This is a genomic window from Hymenobacter terrestris, from assembly GCF_013377905.1.
Taxonomy (GTDB): domain Bacteria; phylum Bacteroidota; class Bacteroidia; order Cytophagales; family Hymenobacteraceae; genus Hymenobacter; species Hymenobacter terrestris.
This window is the reverse complement of the sequence record NZ_JABKAV010000023.1, coordinates 35,253-51,362: the sequence shown is the minus strand read 5'-3', so window position 1 is coordinate 51,362 and position 16,110 is coordinate 35,253. Positions and strand designations below refer to the sequence as shown.

Below are 16,110 nucleotides of genomic sequence, written 5' to 3'. Positions count from 1 at the left end.
GTGCCGCTTCCCGAAACTCGCTGCTACACAGCGTTTCGGCAACCTGAATGTTATTTAATTGGAAATAAATCAGATAAAAATCAGCATGAAAGAATTAGTCGGCTTAATAAGGAATAAACATAAAGATAGTGGCATTGATGTTAATATTGCTGCTACTATTTCAGATATAACTACTTTTGAAAGTCAAATCGGTTTTGAATTACCTGATGATTTTAGAGATTTTTTCTTGACTTGCAACGGTTTTAGTTGTGATGAGGATATTTTTAATATAATTCCACTTCAAAGCATTAAACAACATCCACAGGACTACGGATACAACTGGTTTTATTTTGCGGAGTATATGATTTATTCAGATATGTGGGGTCTTAGAAGAACTGTGTCCGGTCAATTTGAAATTTTTAATGGAAGCTATCCAGATAAAACAATGACAAGCTCTTTGAAAGAATTTTTACAAATATTTCTGACAGGAAATGTGTTTGAAAACGGCGGGCTATATGAGTGGCATGATAAACTTGGAATAAAATAACTGCCACTATCACGGGTTTTGCATCAGTCGGGCTTATGTGCAAAGTTGAAGTTGAGTACTTCTAATGAACATTGGCAATGAATTAAAATTTTGTGTTCTGGAACCCGCCCGAACGCAAAGCCCGAGAATATCAATTTCAAACTGCAAATCCCCTGACGTCAGCACGAACGTCAGGGGATTTGTGCTTAAAAAAGCGTCGCGCTACACACAATAACTGACTGTTTACCCCCCAAACCCACCACCGCCACTTGGGGCGGCCTCGATGCGGCCGGCTTTGGCTTTACTGGCGCCCACGTACCAGGTGAAGCCCAGCCAGGCAACCCGGGTTTCGGGCTTGGTGTAGAGCGTGGATTGCAGCTCGGGCGAGTTGATTTCGGCCCGGCGCACCTGGGTGTTCAGCAGGTCGGATACGCGGAGCGTGAGGGCGGCGCGGTTCTGCCACAGGCGCTGACGCAGAGCAATATCGAGGCCGCCGGTAGCCAGCTGGCGCCCTTGGGCCGTGAGGGTAGCCGAGCGGTAAGAGCCAGTTAGCTGCACGTCGAGGGCGGGGGTGGGGCTGAAGTTTTGGTTAAGGCGGGCCGTGCCAGTGAGGGCACGGCGAGAGGCGGCGTCGGAGGCGTTGGTGTTCAGCTGGGCCACAAACAGCGAACCATTGGCCTGCACCCGCCACCAGGCCGTAATTGGCTGGCTCCAGGTTAATTCCAGGCCGGCGTTGGTGGTAGTGCCCAGGTTGCGGTAGGTTTCTACCAGCACTAGGCCGGCGGCGGGGTTACGGTTGGTGGCCACCGTGTCCACGTCGCGCAGCCGTTGGATGGCATCAGAGGTGAAGCGCCCGAACAGCGTCGTCGTGATTTCGGCTCCGCCAGGCAAACTCAGCTGGTGGCCCAGCTCCAGGTTGTGGCTGAATTCGGCCCGCAGCCCGGGGTTGCCAAGGCGGTAGAAGCGCGGGTCCATGTAAAGCGGCACGGCCAGCTGCTGCATAAAATTGGGCCGGTTGAGGCGTCGGGCGTAGCTGAACGTCAGCTGCTGGGGCTGCTCGGCCGTTTTGGTCGTGTCGCGCTGGCCGAAGCGGCGGCTGAGGCTGGCCGTTGGAAACAGACCCAGGTAATCGAGGTCGAATTGCCCCTGGCCGCCCGCTACGGCCCCGGTTACGCGGGTGTACTCGGAGCGCAGACCGGCCTGGGCGTTCCAGTTTTTGCCCCAGCCGCGCTGGTAGGTAGCATAAGCGGCGGGCACCGTTTGGCGGAAATTGTAGGCCAGTGAGCGGGCCGGGTCGCGCACGTAGCCGCCGGGCACGTCGGGCCGCTGGCTGAACAAATCGGCCGTGCCGTTGCTGCGCTGTTGCTCGATTTTGAAGCCGGTTTCCAGCTTACCTTTATTGCCGGGCAGTGGCAGCGTGTAGTCGGCCTGGGCGAAGTAGATGTTGGCATCCACATCCATTTGCTGCCGCCAGCTGGTGAGGGCGCCGCTTTCCAGGGTTTGGGTTACCGGAACATCGGCCCGGATGAGCACGGCCCCGCCCACGGCCGTCAGTTCGCGGCCGGGGTGTTTTTCCCAGCCGCGGCGGTAGCTGGCCACGTTTTCATACACTTTCACATCCACATCGAGCTGCTGCACGCCCCGCTGGGTGGTGGTGGGCTCGCCGGGCCGGGCGGTGCTTAGCAGCTGCTCGGCCCGGTTGGCTTCCTGCTGCCAGGTTGGGTTGAAGCTCAGGCTCAGGCTCTGCTCTTTTTTCAGGTCGAGATTGAGGCCCAGGTTGAGGCTGTGCGAGAAGTTGCGCTCGGCGCCGGTGCCATCCTGGCGGGTGGTTATCAAGCCGCTGGTTTGGGCATTGCGGGTTCGTTCACGGTAGGTTTCGTCCTGGCGGTCGTAGCTCAGGCTCAGGTTGGCGGGGCCCTGCTTGCGGTTGAGGCTCAGGCTGGCGTTGTACTTGTCGCCGGTGCCGCCCAGCATGCTGGCCGTGCCGTTTACGCCGTTTTTGGTTTGCTTTTTCAGGATGATGTTGATGACGCCGGTGCCCTGGGCATCGTACTTGGCCGAGGGGTTGGTCATCACCTCAATGCGGGCAATGCGGGAGGCCGGAATCTGGTCGAGGCGCAGGCCGGGGCCGCCGTTGGAGCCGCCGCTGGGCTTGCCATCAATAAGGATAGTCAGGTTGGACGAGCCGCGCAAACTCACGCTGCCGCCGGCATCTACGGCCACCGAGGGCACGTTGCGCAGCACATCGGTGGCCATGCCGCCCACGCTGGCCAGGTCTTTCTCCACGTTGATAACGCGCTTGCCGGGCTCATTTTCCACCACGGCCCGCTCACCCGTCACCGTTACGCCCTTCAGTTGCGTTGTGATGGAAGCCAGCCGCAAGGTGCCCAGCGCCAGCTCCGGCGCGGCGGCCGTCAGCGTAACGCGTCGCCGCAGGCTCTGGTAGCCCACCGCCGACGATTTGAGCAGGTAGGAGCCCAAACCCAGCTGGTCGAGCCGGAACGAGCCGTTTTCCAGGGTTTCCGCCCCGGCTACAAAGCTCGAATCCTGGGCCCGCAGCAGCACTACGCTGGCAAAGGGCAGGGGCTGGCCGGTGCCCTGCTCCAGCAAGGTGCCGGTTACGCGGCCGGCGGGGGCCGGACCCTGGGCGGCGGCAGTCAGCGAAAACAGACCGAAAGTGAGGCCCAGAAAGGGCGCAGAGAGGAACCCCAGGCCCCGTGGGGACTGGCTGGAAGTGGTAAAGGAAGTCATGGAGAAGGAAGGTTGAGCCGGAAATAAAAGGCAAGCAGGGGCCGTTTCCGGTGGCCGCGGTTCCGCCGGATGGGCCTGGTGGCCAGTACTTCAGACGTGAGAAACAGGGGCACAAACCGCCGAAAAAGGCGGGTGCCGGGAAACCGAAACACGCGGGGCGACGGCAGGGAAGCCAGGCTTCCAACCGCCACCCACCACCCGGCCCGTTTGGCGCGAAGGCGGTGTTCGGTGGGGGCCGCGCCGGGCTCCGCTGAAGGAGCAGCCGCGCGGCCAGGATGTTATCTAATCAACGAATCAAAGGTAAGTAAAGGTACTATGTAACGCAAGGTACTGTTGATAATAATTTCAGATTTCAATGAAATGCTGAGATTCTGCGCTGTATGAGCAATTTGTATATAGCAGAAGTATTGTGTTAGCTGGTTAGATGGAGCCAACGCCGCTGCCGCTGCCTGGAGTGGTCGGTTTTTTTGGTGCTGGCAGGCGGTAACAGAGGAGGGCATACTACCACAACCGAACAAGCTGTCCGGAAGCGGACAGCTTTATCAACTCTTAATCAATTGATTGATGGGTTAATTAATTGATAGATAATAATTTGTGCAAATGGCACGGCCGTTGGATACATCTGGTAGAAACCTTCTTCTACCTGTACGAAAATGGACAGAGCCATTTCTTCTTCCACCCAGAACCGCCGCCACCGCCGCCGTTGGGTGCTGGGCGTGGGGCTGCTGCTGGCCCTGGGTGCGGCACTGCTGGCCTTCCGCACGGTGCTGCAGCCCAGTGTAGAGCGCAACGCCCTGCTGATGGCCCGCGTGGAACGCGGTAACGTGGAAGCCTCGCTCACGGCAGCCGGTGTAGTAATTCCGGCCCATGAAGCCGTGCTGACCAGCCCCATTGCCAGCACTATCCGGCAGGTGCTGGTGGCCGTGGGCAGCCGGGTGGAGGCAGGGCAGCCCATCGTGGAGCTCGACCGGGAGCTGACCGCTTCGGCGCTGGCTAAGCTCGAAGACGGCCAGCAGCAGAACCGCAACCGGGGCAGCCAGTTGCAGCTGGCCCTCGAAAAAGCGTTGCACGACTTACAGTCGCAGCAGCGGGTGCAGGACGTGAAAATCAACAGCCTGCAATCGGCCCTGCGCGACGAGCAGTACCTGCTAAAAGTAGGAGGGGGCACGGCCGAAAGCGTGCGCCAAGCCGAGCTGAATCTGCGCGTGGCCCAGCTGGAGCAGCAGCGCCTGACCCAGCAGCTAGCCAATCAGCGGGCCGCCAACGCCGCCGACCGCCGCGAGTTGGGTTTTACGGTGCAGATGCAGGAGCGCAGCATTGCCGAACTGGCCGGTAAGCTGACTCAGGCCAACATCAGCAGTCGGCAGCCGGGCGTGCTCACGTGGGTAAACGACGCGCTGGGCACCACTGTGCAGGCCGGCGACGCGCTGGCCCGCGTGGCCGACCTGACCCGGTTCCGGGTGCGGGCCACCATTTCTGATACCTACGCCGATGCCCTGCGCCCCGGCGACCCAGTGGTGGTGCGCATCAACGACCAGGATTTGCGCGGCACCATCAGCACCATTAGCCCCGCCGTGGATAAAGGCACCGTCACATTCTACGCCACGCTGGCCGAAGACCACCACCCGGCCCTGCGCCCCAACCTGCGCACCGACGTGTTCGTGGTGACGAAGGCCCACCACAATATTGTGCGGGTTCGCAACGGCCCCTTTTACCAGGGCGGCAAGGAGCAGCCGGTGTTTGTGGTGAGCAACGGCCGCGCCTTGCGCCGCACCGTGCAGTTCGGCGACTCCAACTTCGACTACGTGCAGATAACCGGCGGCCTGCGCCCCGGCGAGGAAATCATCGTCTCCGACATGAAGGACCACCTCGACACCCCCGAACTCATTATCCAATGAAGATTTTAGCTATTAGCTGTCAGCTGTTAGCTGTTAGCTTTTTCGGTCTGAAAGCCAATGCCCAGCAGACAGCCGTTGCCAAGCAGGATACAAGCACGAAAGCTGACAGCTATCAGCTAACTGCTATCAGCTTGCAAGAAGTTATCGACCAGGCGCTGAGCCAGTCGGCGGTGGCGCGTGGGGCGAGTACCAGCCGCGACCAGAGCTACTGGCAGTGGCGGGGTTACCGGGCCAACTACCGCCCCCAGCTAGGCCTGCAGGGTACATTGCCGGGCTACAGCCGGGCCGTAACGCCGGTCGTGCAGCCCGATGGCACCACCGATTTTCGGGCTGTGCGGCTCAACAACTCCAACGTAGCCCTCACGCTCAGCCAAAACATCGGCCTGACGGGCGGGCAGGTATTCGTGGCCTCCGAGGTGCAGCGGTTCGATGATTTCAATGGCAGCATCCGGCGCTACAACAACCAGCCGGTGGTCATTGGCCTACTGCAGCCGGTGGGGCGGTTTAATGAGCTACGCTGGGCACGGCGGCTGGAGCCGCTGCGCTACCAGGAAAGCGGCCGGCAGTTTGTAGAGGAGCGCGAAACCATTGCCCAACGCGTAACGGAGTTGTATTTTGACGTGCTGGGCCAGCAGGTAAGCGCCCAGGTAGCCGGTCAGAACGTGCAGGCCAATGCCGAGCTGCTGCGCCTGGGCCGGGAGCGGTACGGCCTCGGCCGCCTCTCACAAAGCGACCTGCTGCGGCTCGAACTCAACCTGCTAACCGCCCAACAGGCCGAAGCCCAGGCCCTCCTCGATGCCCGGAACGCGGCCGTTGAGCTGCAGCGCTACACCGGCCTGGCCGCTGAAAGCCTGCGCTTGCAGGTGCCCGATACCCCGCGGCTGGGCGCGGTGCCACCGGAGCTGGCCCTCAGCCAGGCGCAACAGAACCGGGCGCTGGTGCTGGGCTTCCGGCGTCGGCTGCTCGAAGCGGAGCGCGAAGTGGCCCGCGCCCGCGGCACCACCGGTTTCCAGGCCACGCTCGCGGCCAACCTGGGCTACATTAACCAAGCCCCTAACCTCTGGGATACCTACGCGGCGTTGCAGCAACAGCAGCAGGTGAGCCTGAGCTTCGCGGTGCCGCTCGTGGACTGGGGACGGCGGCAGGCCTTGGTGAAAACGGCCGAGCTGGCCCGCCGGCAGGCCCAGACCGAGGTGCAGCAGGAGCAGGCCACATTTGCGCAGGAAGTACAGGTGCAGGCTGCCCAGCTCGGCACGTTGGCCACCCAACTGGCGCTGGCCGCCCGCGTCGATACGCTGGCCCGCCGCCGTTACGCCATTGCCCAGGCTACATACCAGGTAGGCCGCATCAGCCTCACCGACCTCACCATTGCCACCGCCGAGAAAGACCAGGCCCGCCGCGCCTACATCGAGGCATTGCGCGCCGCGTGGGTGGCCCACTACCGGCTGCGGACCCTCACGCTGTATGATTTCGAGCGGGGCGAGGCGCTGGCGGCGGAGTAGCTGATATTGCGCATGCTGGCAGGAGCTACAACCGAACAACCCGTCCGAAACCGGACACAATTTCCAAGAGGGCAAACCTTGACATTGAATGTAAATACCTGTAAATCAAATTAGTAAAAGTTTGGCCCAGTGCTTGGCTACTCTCCTGTAACTGCCTGCTTCTCCTGTTCGAAACCGGACAGCTCACCTTTTCAACTTCCGCCTTATGACCAACCTGTTCGCCTCGGCCACCGATTCGCCGCAGCCAGTAGCTGCCCCGGTAGCCGGCCCCGGCCGGGCCGTGCTCCAGCTCACCGGCATCGAGAAAGTGTACCAGACCCGCACTATCGAAACGGTGGCTCTCAACCACGTCAACCTCACTATTCACCAAGGCGAATTCGTGTCGGTGATGGGGCCTTCGGGCTGTGGTAAGTCCACGCTGCTCAGCATTATGGGCCTGCTCGACGAGCCCACCAGCGGCACGCTCGAACTCGATGGCCGGCCCGTGCAGAGCTACTCCGACAAGGAGCTGGCCCGGCTGCGCAACCACAAAATCGGTTTTGTTTTCCAGAGCTACCACCTGATAAACGACCTCTCGGTGCTCGACAATGTGGAGCTGCCGCTGCTATACCGGGCCGGGGTGGGCGGCAAGGAGCGCCGCCAGCGCGCCTACGCGGCCCTCGAAAAAGTGGGCCTCGGGGCGCGCACCGGCCACTTCCCGAGCCAGCTTTCGGGCGGACAGCGCCAGCGCGTAGCCATTGCCCGCGCCCTGGCTGGCGAGCCCGAAATCATTCTGGCCGATGAGCCCACCGGCAACCTCGACTCGGTGATGGGCGAGGAAATTATGGACCTGCTGCTGACGCTCAACCGCGAGCAGGGCACCACCATCGTCATGGTGACCCACGATGAGCAGCAGGCCCTGAAAACCCAGCGCCTCATCCGCTTTTTCGACGGCAGCCAAGTGAGTTGAAAAGGAATTAAAAATTAAAAATCGACACTGTTGCATCTATTGCTAAGATGATTTTTGGGTATTAATTCTCAATTTTTAATTGAAAATAATGTTTTTTTCTTACCTGAAAATAGCCTGGAAGGTGTTGCTGCGGCGTAAGTTTTTTACGCTGATCAGTCTGGTGGGCATCAGTTTTACGCTGATGATTCTGCTGGTGGGGGTGGCGCTCTACGACCGGGCAGCGGGTGCCTATGCGCCCGAGCAGCACCCCGATCGGTTGTTGTTTGGCAGCTACATGCAGCTGAAAATGTCCGGCAACGGCGAAATGAAAGTGCGGCCCAGCTACTGGTTGATCAATCAGTATCTGCGGAAGCTGGGCCCGGGCACGCAAGTAGGTATCAGCGGTGAGGTACAGGCGGTGGCCGCCTATGTGGGCGGGCGCAAGCTGGCGCTGGCCCTCAAACCTACCGATGGCGGTTTCTGGCAGGTGCTGCAGTTTCGCTTTCTGGCCGGCCGGCCCTACTCCGAGCAGCAGGCCCGCAGCGGCGAGGCCGTAACCGTAATCAGCGCCCGCACGGCCCGACAGTATTTCGGGGCCGGCCAGCCGGCAGTGGGGCAGGTGCTGGAAGCCAACGAGAAGCGCTACCGGGTGGTGGGCGTGGTGGCCGATGTGCCTACCATGCGTTTTCATGCCTACGCCGACCTCTGGGCCCCTTACGAACCAAGCGCGCTGGAACGCCAGCCGGAGGTGCCTTTTGGGGAAAGCGAGCTGCTAATGCTGGCTTCATCGGCGGCAGCCGTGCCGGATATGCGGGCCGCGTTGCGCCGGGCCGTGGCCGCCATTCCGATGGATGATGACAGCCGAATTGCCTTCTTGCCCAGCACGCTGGGCGAGTCGGTGGCCGACCGGCTGCTGGCACGCTATAACTGGACGAGCAAGCCCGTGCAGCTGTTTCAGGCGCTGAGCGGCGGGGCGGTGGCGCTGTTGCTGCTACTGCCGGCCCTCAACCTGATTAGTATGAACGTGAGCCGGATGCGGGAGCGGGCCTCCGAAATTGGCATCCGCAAGGCCTTTGGCGCCACGGCCGGTACGCTGGCCGGGCAATTTGTGGTCGAAACCTTGGTTCTGACGCTGCTCGGTGGACTGTTGGGCCTGCTGCTGGCCGCTACGCTGCTACGCGGGCTGAGTGGCAGTTATCTGGCCGCCTACGGTGATTTCCAGCCCAGCTTAATAGTATTTGGCTGGGCGCTGGCGGCCACACTGGTTTTTGGCCTGCTGTCGGGGGCCTACCCGGCCTGGCGCATGGCCCGGCTTTCGGCCGTGGAAGCCCTTAAACACGCCCGCACATGATTCGGCATCTTCTCAAACTTATTTGGCGCCGTAAAGCCGCCAATGGTCTGCTCGCCCTGGAGCTGCTGCTCACGTTTCTGGTGCTCTTCGGGCTGGGCTGTTTGGTGGCCGTGGTGGGTCTGGCCTTCCGCCAGCCGCCCGGCTTCTCCTACGAGCAGATCTGGACGCTGCGCCTGGCCACCAACAACGATACGCTCCCCCAGGAGCCTACGCTACTGCGCTTGCAGCGGCAGCTCGGGCAGCAGCCAGGAGTGGAGGCAGTTAGCCTGGCCATGTACAGCACCCCATTCAGCGAATACGTTATGAACAGCACCGCCACTGTCGCCGGCCAGCCGCCGCTGGCAGTGACGGAGGTAGAAACCGACGACCAGTTTGCGGCGCTGCTGGAGATGGCGGTGTTGGAAGGCCGCTGGTTCGACCGTCGCGATGAGGTGGCTGGGTTGCCCCCTATCATCATCAACCGCGAGATGCGGGAGGCATTTTTCGGTAATCGGCCGGCGCTGGGCCAGCGCATCAAGCTGCAGCATGCTCTGAACGAGAACGAGAAGGCGGAAGGCCGGGTGGTGGGCGTGGTGGGCTCGTACCGCCCGGGCGGCGACCTGGGCCCGCCTCAGCCGGTGGTTTTCCGCCGCCGGGTACCGCCGGGCGATGGTACGCGCATGTTTGCCTACACGCTGCTGGTGAAGGTGAAGCCCGGTGCCGGCGCCGCCTTGGAGCAGCAGCTGGTGCGCACCGTAACGGCCATTACCAAAACCTGGACGGTGAGCGCCACCCCGCTTTCCGACAGCCGCGCCCTGGCGCTGCAAACCAGCCTGGCTCCGCTGCTGGCCATGGGCATCGTGAGTGCCTTTTTGCTGCTGAACGTGGCGCTGGGGCTGTTCGGAATGCTGTGGCAGGCCATCAGCCAGCGCCGCGACGAAATAGGATTGCGCCGGGCCCTAGGCGCCACGGCCGCCGATATCGGCCGGCAGTTCGTGGGCGAAACGCTGGTGCTCACGACGCTGGCACTACTGCCGGGGCTGTTCATTGCGGCCCAGTTTCCGCTACTGGGCGTGCTGGGCGTGAGCACCCACGTGTATTTGCTGGGGATGCTGCTGGCGCTGGTGGTGCTGTATGTCTTCACGCTGCTCTGCACGCTGCAGCCCAGCTGGCTGGCCGCCCGCATTCAGCCCGCCGTGGCCCTGCGCGAGGAATAAGAAGAGAATTAAAAATCAAGAGGAAATATTTAAAAATTCATCTCGGTCAAAATTTTAATTATCAATGAAATACATAATTATATTTTGTGATACAATTTTTAATTTTTGCTTCTGGTTTTTAATTAAAAAATAACATGTTTCTTTCCTACCTGAAAATTGCTTGGAAGGTGCTGCTGCGGCGCAAGTTCTTCACCTTCATCAGCCTATTCGGCATCTCGTTCACGCTGATGACACTGGTAGTGATGGGGGCGCTGTTCGACGATGCTGTGGGGCCGGCGCGACCTGAGGTGCGGGCCGATCGGCTGCTATTCATCAACCGCATGGTGTTGCGTGGGCCCGAGTCTACGAACTCTTCCAGCGTGGGCTATGACTTTATCAATCGCTACATCCGGCCGTTAAGCACACCCGAAAAGGTAGCCGTGAGCGAGAGTTACCCCATCAATGTCACGCTCTACGTAGGCAAGCAGGTGGTGAAAGTGGACCGGCGCTACACCGATGGCAATTACTGGTCGGTGCTGGATTTCGACTTTATGGCCGGGCGGCCCTACAACCTGGCCGAGGTGCGCGACGCAGCCCACGTGCTGGTGCTTAACGAAACCACCGCCCGCCGTGGCTTCGGGTCGGTGGCTGCCGCCCTCAACCAGACTATGCAGCTCAATGGCCAGGCTTACCGGGTGCTGGGCGTGGTGCGCGACGTGCCCACTTCGCGGGAGCTAACCTACGCCGAATGCTGGCTGCCCGTAACCACTACCACCGCCGATTTGCGCAATGCTAATTACATGGGCGACTTCCAGGCTATTCTGCTGGTCCGCCGGGCGGCCGATGTGCCGGCTGTTCAAGCCGAGTACCAGCGGGTGCTGGCCCGCCTGCCCATCCCGGACCCCGAGCAGCACAGGGAAATCCGCTCTTACGCCCGCACGCTGCTGGCCCATTATATGTCCGACCACAGCAACACCGCCGGCCAGGACGGCGACGCGGCCAAATTCTGGCGGCAGTGGCTGGGGCTAGGGCTGCTGTTTATGCTGCTGCCGGCTATCAACCTGGTCAACATCAACGTGAGCCGCACCCTGGAGCGGGCCGCTGAGATTGGGGTGCGCAAAGCTTTCGGGGCCACAGCCGGTACGTTGGTGGGGCAATTTCTGCTTGAAAACGTGCTCCTGACACTGATCGGCGGACTGCTGGGGCTGGGGCTAGCGGCTGGGGTGCTGTACCTGCTCAACGAGAGCCACTTCATCCCCTATGCTCAACTGGGGCTAAATGGGCGCGTGTTTGCGGGGGGGCTACTGCTGGCGTTGCTGTTTGGGCTGCTGTCGGGGGTGTACCCAGCTTATAAAATGTCGAAGCTACCGGCCAACCAGGCCCTTAAAGGAGGAATTGCCCTATGATTCGCCACCTGTTTCTGTTGATGTGGAACCGCCGCCGGGCCAATGCCCTGCTGGTAGTCGAAATATTTCTGGCCTTTGTGGTACTGTTTGCCGTGGGCACTATGGGGGCCAACCTGTGGGACAACTACCGGCAGCCGCTGGGCTTTGGGTATGAGCAGGCTTGGCAGCTGAACGTTACCACCGGCTCACAATCTAAGGCTGAGAAGATTGGTGCCATGCGTCAGGTGCTGGCCGAAATGCGGGCTAACGCCCAAGTGCAGAGCGCGGCCCTAACGGCTTCTAACACGCCCTTCTCTTTTAATAACAGCCAACGCGGACTGGATTTTACCGACCCGCGCGACTCGACGAAACGGCATATTGGTTCTATCAATGCCTTTATAGTGGGACCGGAATTGCGCGAGGTATTAGGCTTGGAACTGGTGGCCGGCCGCTGGTTCGAGCCGGCCGATGCGGTGCCGGGGGCCAACGTGCCGGTGGTAATCGACGAGGGAATGCAGCGGGCCATGTACCCTGATGGCCGCTCGGCGCTGGGCAGCCTGCTATGGGGCCGCGACGAAGCGCCCCAGCGCATTATTGGCGTAATCAGCGCTTATCGCACCGACGGGGAATTGCAGGAGCCTCAGCCGTCTATTGTGCAGGCCCTGTTCCCCGAAGACACCACCTTTTTTGCCGACGCGGTACTGCTGCGAGTGAAGCCGGGGAGCGGCGCGGCCCTCGAAAAGCAACTCACCGACGACGTGCGCCGCATCGGGCCCGGCTGGTCGGGCACTATCCGCACCTTGCCTGAGATGCACACCGTGCAGATGAAGCAACTCCTGACCAAGCCGCTGCTGCTAGGGGCCATGAGCGTGTTTTTGCTGCTGAATGTGGCGCTGGGGCTGTTTGGGGTGCTATGGCTGAACATCAGTCGGCGGCGGGGCGAAATTGGTGTACGTCGGGCGATGGGCGCTACGGCCGGCGGCATCAGCGGGCAGGTGCTGGGCGAAATCCTGGTCATTACTACCTTCGGGCTGGCGCTGGGGCTGCTGGTGGCGGTGCAGTTTCCGCTGCTGGGCGTGCAGAATGTGCGGCCCGACATCTACTTCACGGCCATGCTGCTGGCGGCCGGGGCGCTGTATCTGCTGGCTACCGTCTGCGCACTATACCCGAGCCGGCTGGCAGCCGGTATTCAGCCCGCCGTGGCACTACGCGAAGAATAAGCTGCACTTCCAACGCGGTGGCCGGCTTTGAAAACGATGATAGCATGCGCTGTTTGCCGGAAGCAGGCCAAGCTATTTAGTCGCTCCATCCCATCAACTATAAAATATCTGATGCCTCAGAATTACTTTCTTCGCCTTTTACTGATCCTGCTCGCGCTGAGTCTGCCGCTGGTAGGCGTGGCGCAAAGTGCCCGGTCCATTAGGGTTCAGGCCATGATAGTTGGCTCCGACCACCTCCAGCAGCTCTACAACAAGCAGCCCGAGTCCGATGTCTTTAGCCCCAAAAAACAGGCGGAGCTGGCCAGAGTACGGGCGCAGTTGGCCAAGTTTCGGCCCGACGTTATTCTGGTGGAAGCCGAACCCAAAGAGCAGCCGCAGATAGACAGCCTGTACGCGCTGTATCAGCAAGGGACTCTGCGACTGGAAGACCTGCCGACCGGGCGTAGTGAGCGGTACCAGATTGGTTTCGCGCTGGCCCGGCAACTCGGGCTGCCCAGCCCCAAAGGGGTAGACTATTACGCCGCCACGTCGCAAAGCCTGCTGAGCAGCGGCACCAACATCGACGCCTTTACGCAGGAACTCCGGCGGGTACAGAGCGTTGCCCGGCCACTGAGGGCTTTGGTGCAGAAGGATAGCCTGTCGCTGAACGATTACCTGGCGCTGGTCAATCAGCCCGCCGTGATTGACCTGCTGCACCGGATGCAGTTCAATACTCCGGCCCTGGTAATGAACGGCAGTTTCGCGGCGGGCGGTACCAACACGGTCGATTTAGGCAAGGTAGACACCGAGTACATCGGGGCTCATTTTATCACCTTGTTCTACAACCGCAACCTCAAAATCTATTCGAATATCCTGCGGGCGCAGCAGCAAACCCAGTCCAAGCGCGTGCTGGCACTGTTCGGTGTGGCCCACGTGGGGGTGCTGGAAGAACTGCTGGCTGTGAATCCGGCCTATGACGTGGTGCATGCTGCGCAGTATCTGAAAACCAGAAAAACGAAATTCCTGCGGCTGGATGAAGAAGGACGTAGGTAGCTTTTCGGTCCTCCTTTTACCTCTGGGTAGGCCTCCGCGAACCGCTGCGAGAAAACAATCGGAAGCTCGGCAGGCAACCAAACCCCGGCGCTCTGCATCTGCCGCCATATCATCCACTTCTACTTCCTCTCTTCTATGAAAAATCTAACGACTCTCGCCCTGCTTTGGCTGCTGGCCCTGGTGCCCGCTCTGGCCCAATCGGCCGCCGAAACCCGCACGCTGGCACCCTTTACCGCCATCGAAGTCAGCAACGGCATCGAGCTGAACCTGACCACCGGCACCCAGCGCGTGGAGGCCCGCGCCGAAACGGCCGCGCTGCTGGCCCGCCTCAAAACCGAAGTCCGCAACGGCGTACTCATCGTTTCCTTCGAGCGCGATAAGGATGAACAGTTCGGCCGCAAGAACCAGGTCCGGAACCTGCGGGTAGAGGTGGGGGCCCCCGTCATCAGCAAGCTTGGCGGCAGCAGCGGCGCCCAGCTGACCGTGCCCGGACCTTATGCCACCAATAAGCTAGCCGTCGACCTCTCGTCGGGCGCGGTGCTGGTGGCTGATTTCCGGGCCGCTTCGCTCGACCTCGACCTGAGCAGCGGGGCCGTGGCCACGCTTACCGGGAAAGTGAAACAGCTGAAAGTAGACGTTTCGAGCGGAGCCGTGTTCAAAGGCCGCACCCTGGAGGCGGCTGCCTGCGAGGCCAGCGCCAGCAGCGGTGGCATTATTGCCGTGAACGTGCAGGACAACCTAATGGCCAACGCCAGCAGCGGCGGCGGCGTCAGCTACAGCGGCTCGGCTAAAGTAAACAAGCGCACCAGCAGCGGCGGCAGCGTACGAAGCCGATAATTCTGAGCGAGATAATTTAAAGAACGTCATGCAGAGCGCAGCGAAGCATCTCGCGTGCTGACGTTGGGTTACTATGACAACGTCAGCACGCGAGATGCTTCGCTGCGCTCTGCATGACGTTCTTTAAGGCTGCTTTCCCTATTTATGATTCTACTTGTCGACGACGATGTGGCCGTGCGCACCTCGCTGGGCTTGCTGCTGAAGCAAGCCGGCTACCAAACCCAGGCCGTGCCCGGGGCCGCCGAGGCCCTGGCCGCTGCCGAAGCCACGCCGCCCCGGCTGGTGCTGCTGGACATGAACTTCGCGCTCGAAACCAGTGGGGCGGATGGGCTGCGGCTGCTAACCGAATTCAAGCAAAAGTGGCCCGCGCTGCCCGTAGTGCTGCTGACGGGCTGGGGCAGCATTGCGCTGGCCGTGGAGGGCATGAAGGCCGGGGCCGCCGAGTTTCTGACCAAGCCCTGGAACAACGAGCACCTGCTGAGCACCATTGCCACCGTGCTGGCGCTGCACGCGCCCGAGCCGCTGGCTGGCCCCGCCCTCACCCGCCGCCAGCTCGATGCCCGCTACGATTTTGAACGGATTGTGGGCCAGGATGCGGGCCTGCTCGATGTGCTGCGCCAAGTGGGCCAGGTGGCGGCCACCGATGCGGCCGTGCTCATTGAGGGCGAATCGGGTACGGGCAAGGAGCTGATTGCCGAGGCGCTACACCGCAACAGCCCACGCCGCCGCCAGCCCTTCGTGAAGGTGAACCTGGGCGGTATTTCGGCTTCCTTATTTGAGAGCGAGCTGTTCGGCCACCGCCGCGGGGCCTTCACCGATGCCAAAACCGACCGGGTGGGCCGCTTCGAGCTGGCCCAGGGCGGCACCATTTTTCTGGATGAAATCGGGGAGCTGGACCTGTCTTCGCAGGTAAAGCTGCTGCGCGTACTCCAGGACCGCACCTACGAGGTGCTCGGCGACAGCAAGCCCCGCCGCCTCGATATCCGGGTGGTGTGCGCCACCAACCGTCGGCTGGCCGAGGAGGTGCGGGCCGGCCGTTTCCGCGAAGACCTGTTCTACCGCATCAACCTGATAACTGTGCGCCTGCCTGCCCTGCGCGAGAGGCCCCACGATATCGGCCTGCTGGTGCGCCATTTCGTGGAGCAGCTGCGCGCCACTTACCAGCGCCCAGCGCTGCAGGTGGGCACCCGCGCGCTGCACTGGCTGCAGGAGCAGCCGCTGCCGGGCAACATCCGCGAGCTGAAAAACGTGGTGGAGCGCGCCGTGCTGGTATCGGGCCACGACGAGCTGGCCCCCGACGATTTCCGAGCCCAGACGTTCACGCCAGCCGCTTCATTTGCAGCGGCCAACGAGCTGCCCGCCCCCGGCACCATGACCCTGGAGGAGCTGGAGGAGCAGATGATTCGGCAGAGCCTGGCGCACTACGAGGGCAACATCAGCCGCGTGGCCCGGGCACTGGGCCTGAGCCGCGGGGCGCTGTACCGGCGACTGGAGAAGTATAGTATTCCTTTCGATGCCTAAAGCTT

General features: G+C 61.3%; 12 protein-coding genes. 11 read left to right on the top strand and 1 reads right to left on the bottom strand.

What is annotated here, in order from left to right:
• Positions 1-85 precede the first annotated feature (85 nt).
• Positions 86-526 (top strand): SMI1/KNR4 family protein, encoded by a 441-nt coding sequence (locus HW556_RS09910; protein WP_176899864.1) that lies wholly within the window; start codon positions 86-88, stop codon positions 524-526.
• A 222-nt stretch (positions 527-748) separates the two neighbouring features.
• Here HW556_RS09910 and HW556_RS09905 read toward each other — a convergent pair whose 3' ends face one another.
• Entirely contained in the window at positions 749-3,256 is a 2,508-nt protein-coding gene (locus HW556_RS09905) for an outer membrane beta-barrel protein (protein ID WP_176899863.1), read from the bottom strand.
• 653 nt (positions 3,257-3,909) lie between these two features.
• Here HW556_RS09905 and HW556_RS09900 point away from each other — a divergent pair.
• From HW556_RS09900 to HW556_RS09855, 10 genes are all read left to right on the top strand, one after another.
• Positions 3,910-5,154: an efflux RND transporter periplasmic adaptor subunit gene (locus HW556_RS09900; protein WP_176899862.1), complete on the top strand. Its 1,245-nt coding sequence runs from the start codon at positions 3,910-3,912 to the stop codon at positions 5,152-5,154.
• Between the two features lie 131 nt (positions 5,155-5,285).
• Entirely contained in the window at positions 5,286-6,656 is a 1,371-nt protein-coding gene (locus HW556_RS09895) for a TolC family protein (RefSeq protein ID WP_176899861.1), read from the top strand.
• Positions 6,657-6,936: 280 nt separating this feature from the next.
• Positions 6,937-7,605 carry an ABC transporter ATP-binding protein gene (locus tag HW556_RS09890; protein WP_176899866.1) on the top strand — a complete coding sequence of 223 codons (669 nt, stop codon included), beginning with the start codon at positions 6,937-6,939 and terminating at the stop codon, positions 7,603-7,605.
• A gap of 88 nt (positions 7,606-7,693) precedes the next feature.
• On the top strand, positions 7,694-8,935 hold the full coding sequence (locus HW556_RS09885; protein ID WP_176899860.1) for an ABC transporter permease: 1,242 nt from the start codon (positions 7,694-7,696) through the stop codon (positions 8,933-8,935).
• Complete coding sequence (locus HW556_RS09880; RefSeq protein WP_176899859.1) at positions 8,932-10,131, top strand: FtsX-like permease family protein; 1,200 nt, start codon at positions 8,932-8,934, stop codon at positions 10,129-10,131. The genes HW556_RS09885 and HW556_RS09880 overlap by 4 nt, the downstream gene beginning before the upstream one ends.
• Positions 10,132-10,265: 134 nt before the next feature.
• On the top strand, positions 10,266-11,516 hold the full coding sequence (locus HW556_RS09875) for an ABC transporter permease (RefSeq protein ID WP_176899858.1): 1,251 nt from the start codon (positions 10,266-10,268) through the stop codon (positions 11,514-11,516).
• On the top strand, positions 11,513-12,715 hold the full coding sequence (locus tag HW556_RS09870) for an FtsX-like permease family protein (RefSeq protein ID WP_176899857.1): 1,203 nt from the start codon (positions 11,513-11,515) through the stop codon (positions 12,713-12,715). The genes HW556_RS09875 and HW556_RS09870 overlap by 4 nt, the downstream gene beginning before the upstream one ends.
• Before the next feature lie 111 nt (positions 12,716-12,826).
• Positions 12,827-13,747 (top strand): DUF5694 domain-containing protein, encoded by a 921-nt coding sequence (locus tag HW556_RS09865; protein ID WP_246289598.1) that lies wholly within the window; start codon positions 12,827-12,829, stop codon positions 13,745-13,747.
• 135 nt (positions 13,748-13,882) lie between these two features.
• Positions 13,883-14,584 carry a GIN domain-containing protein gene (locus HW556_RS09860; protein ID WP_176899856.1) on the top strand — a complete coding sequence of 234 codons (702 nt, stop codon included), beginning with the start codon at positions 13,883-13,885 and terminating at the stop codon, positions 14,582-14,584.
• A 144-nt stretch (positions 14,585-14,728) separates the two neighbouring features.
• Positions 14,729-16,105, top strand: coding sequence for a sigma-54-dependent transcriptional regulator (locus HW556_RS09855; RefSeq protein WP_176899855.1), 1,377 nt, complete (start codon positions 14,729-14,731; stop codon positions 16,103-16,105).
• Positions 16,106-16,110 lie beyond the last annotated feature (5 nt).

Excerpts from the sequence above, each read along its gene's own strand:
- HW556_RS09875 (WP_176899858.1), top strand. The coding sequence starts at position 10,266 with ATGTTTCTTTCCTACCTGAAAATTGCTTGGAAGGTGCTGCTGCGGCGC.
- HW556_RS09870 (WP_176899857.1), top strand. The coding sequence starts at position 11,513 with ATGATTCGCCACCTGTTTCTGTTGATGTGGAACCGCCGCCGGGCCAAT.
- HW556_RS09865 (WP_246289598.1), top strand. The coding sequence starts at position 12,827 with ATGCCTCAGAATTACTTTCTTCGCCTTTTACTGATCCTGCTCGCGCTG.
- HW556_RS09900 (WP_176899862.1), top strand. The coding sequence starts at position 3,910 with ATGGACAGAGCCATTTCTTCTTCCACCCAGAACCGCCGCCACCGCCGC.
- HW556_RS09905 (WP_176899863.1), bottom strand. The coding sequence starts at position 3,256 with ATGACTTCCTTTACCACTTCCAGCCAGTCCCCACGGGGCCTGGGGTTC.
- HW556_RS09880 (WP_176899859.1), top strand. The coding sequence starts at position 8,932 with ATGATTCGGCATCTTCTCAAACTTATTTGGCGCCGTAAAGCCGCCAAT.
- HW556_RS09910 (WP_176899864.1), top strand. The coding sequence starts at position 86 with ATGAAAGAATTAGTCGGCTTAATAAGGAATAAACATAAAGATAGTGGC.
- HW556_RS09885 (WP_176899860.1), top strand. The coding sequence starts at position 7,694 with ATGTTTTTTTCTTACCTGAAAATAGCCTGGAAGGTGTTGCTGCGGCGT.
- HW556_RS09855 (WP_176899855.1), top strand. The coding sequence starts at position 14,729 with ATGATTCTACTTGTCGACGACGATGTGGCCGTGCGCACCTCGCTGGGC.
- HW556_RS09860 (WP_176899856.1), top strand. The coding sequence starts at position 13,883 with ATGAAAAATCTAACGACTCTCGCCCTGCTTTGGCTGCTGGCCCTGGTG.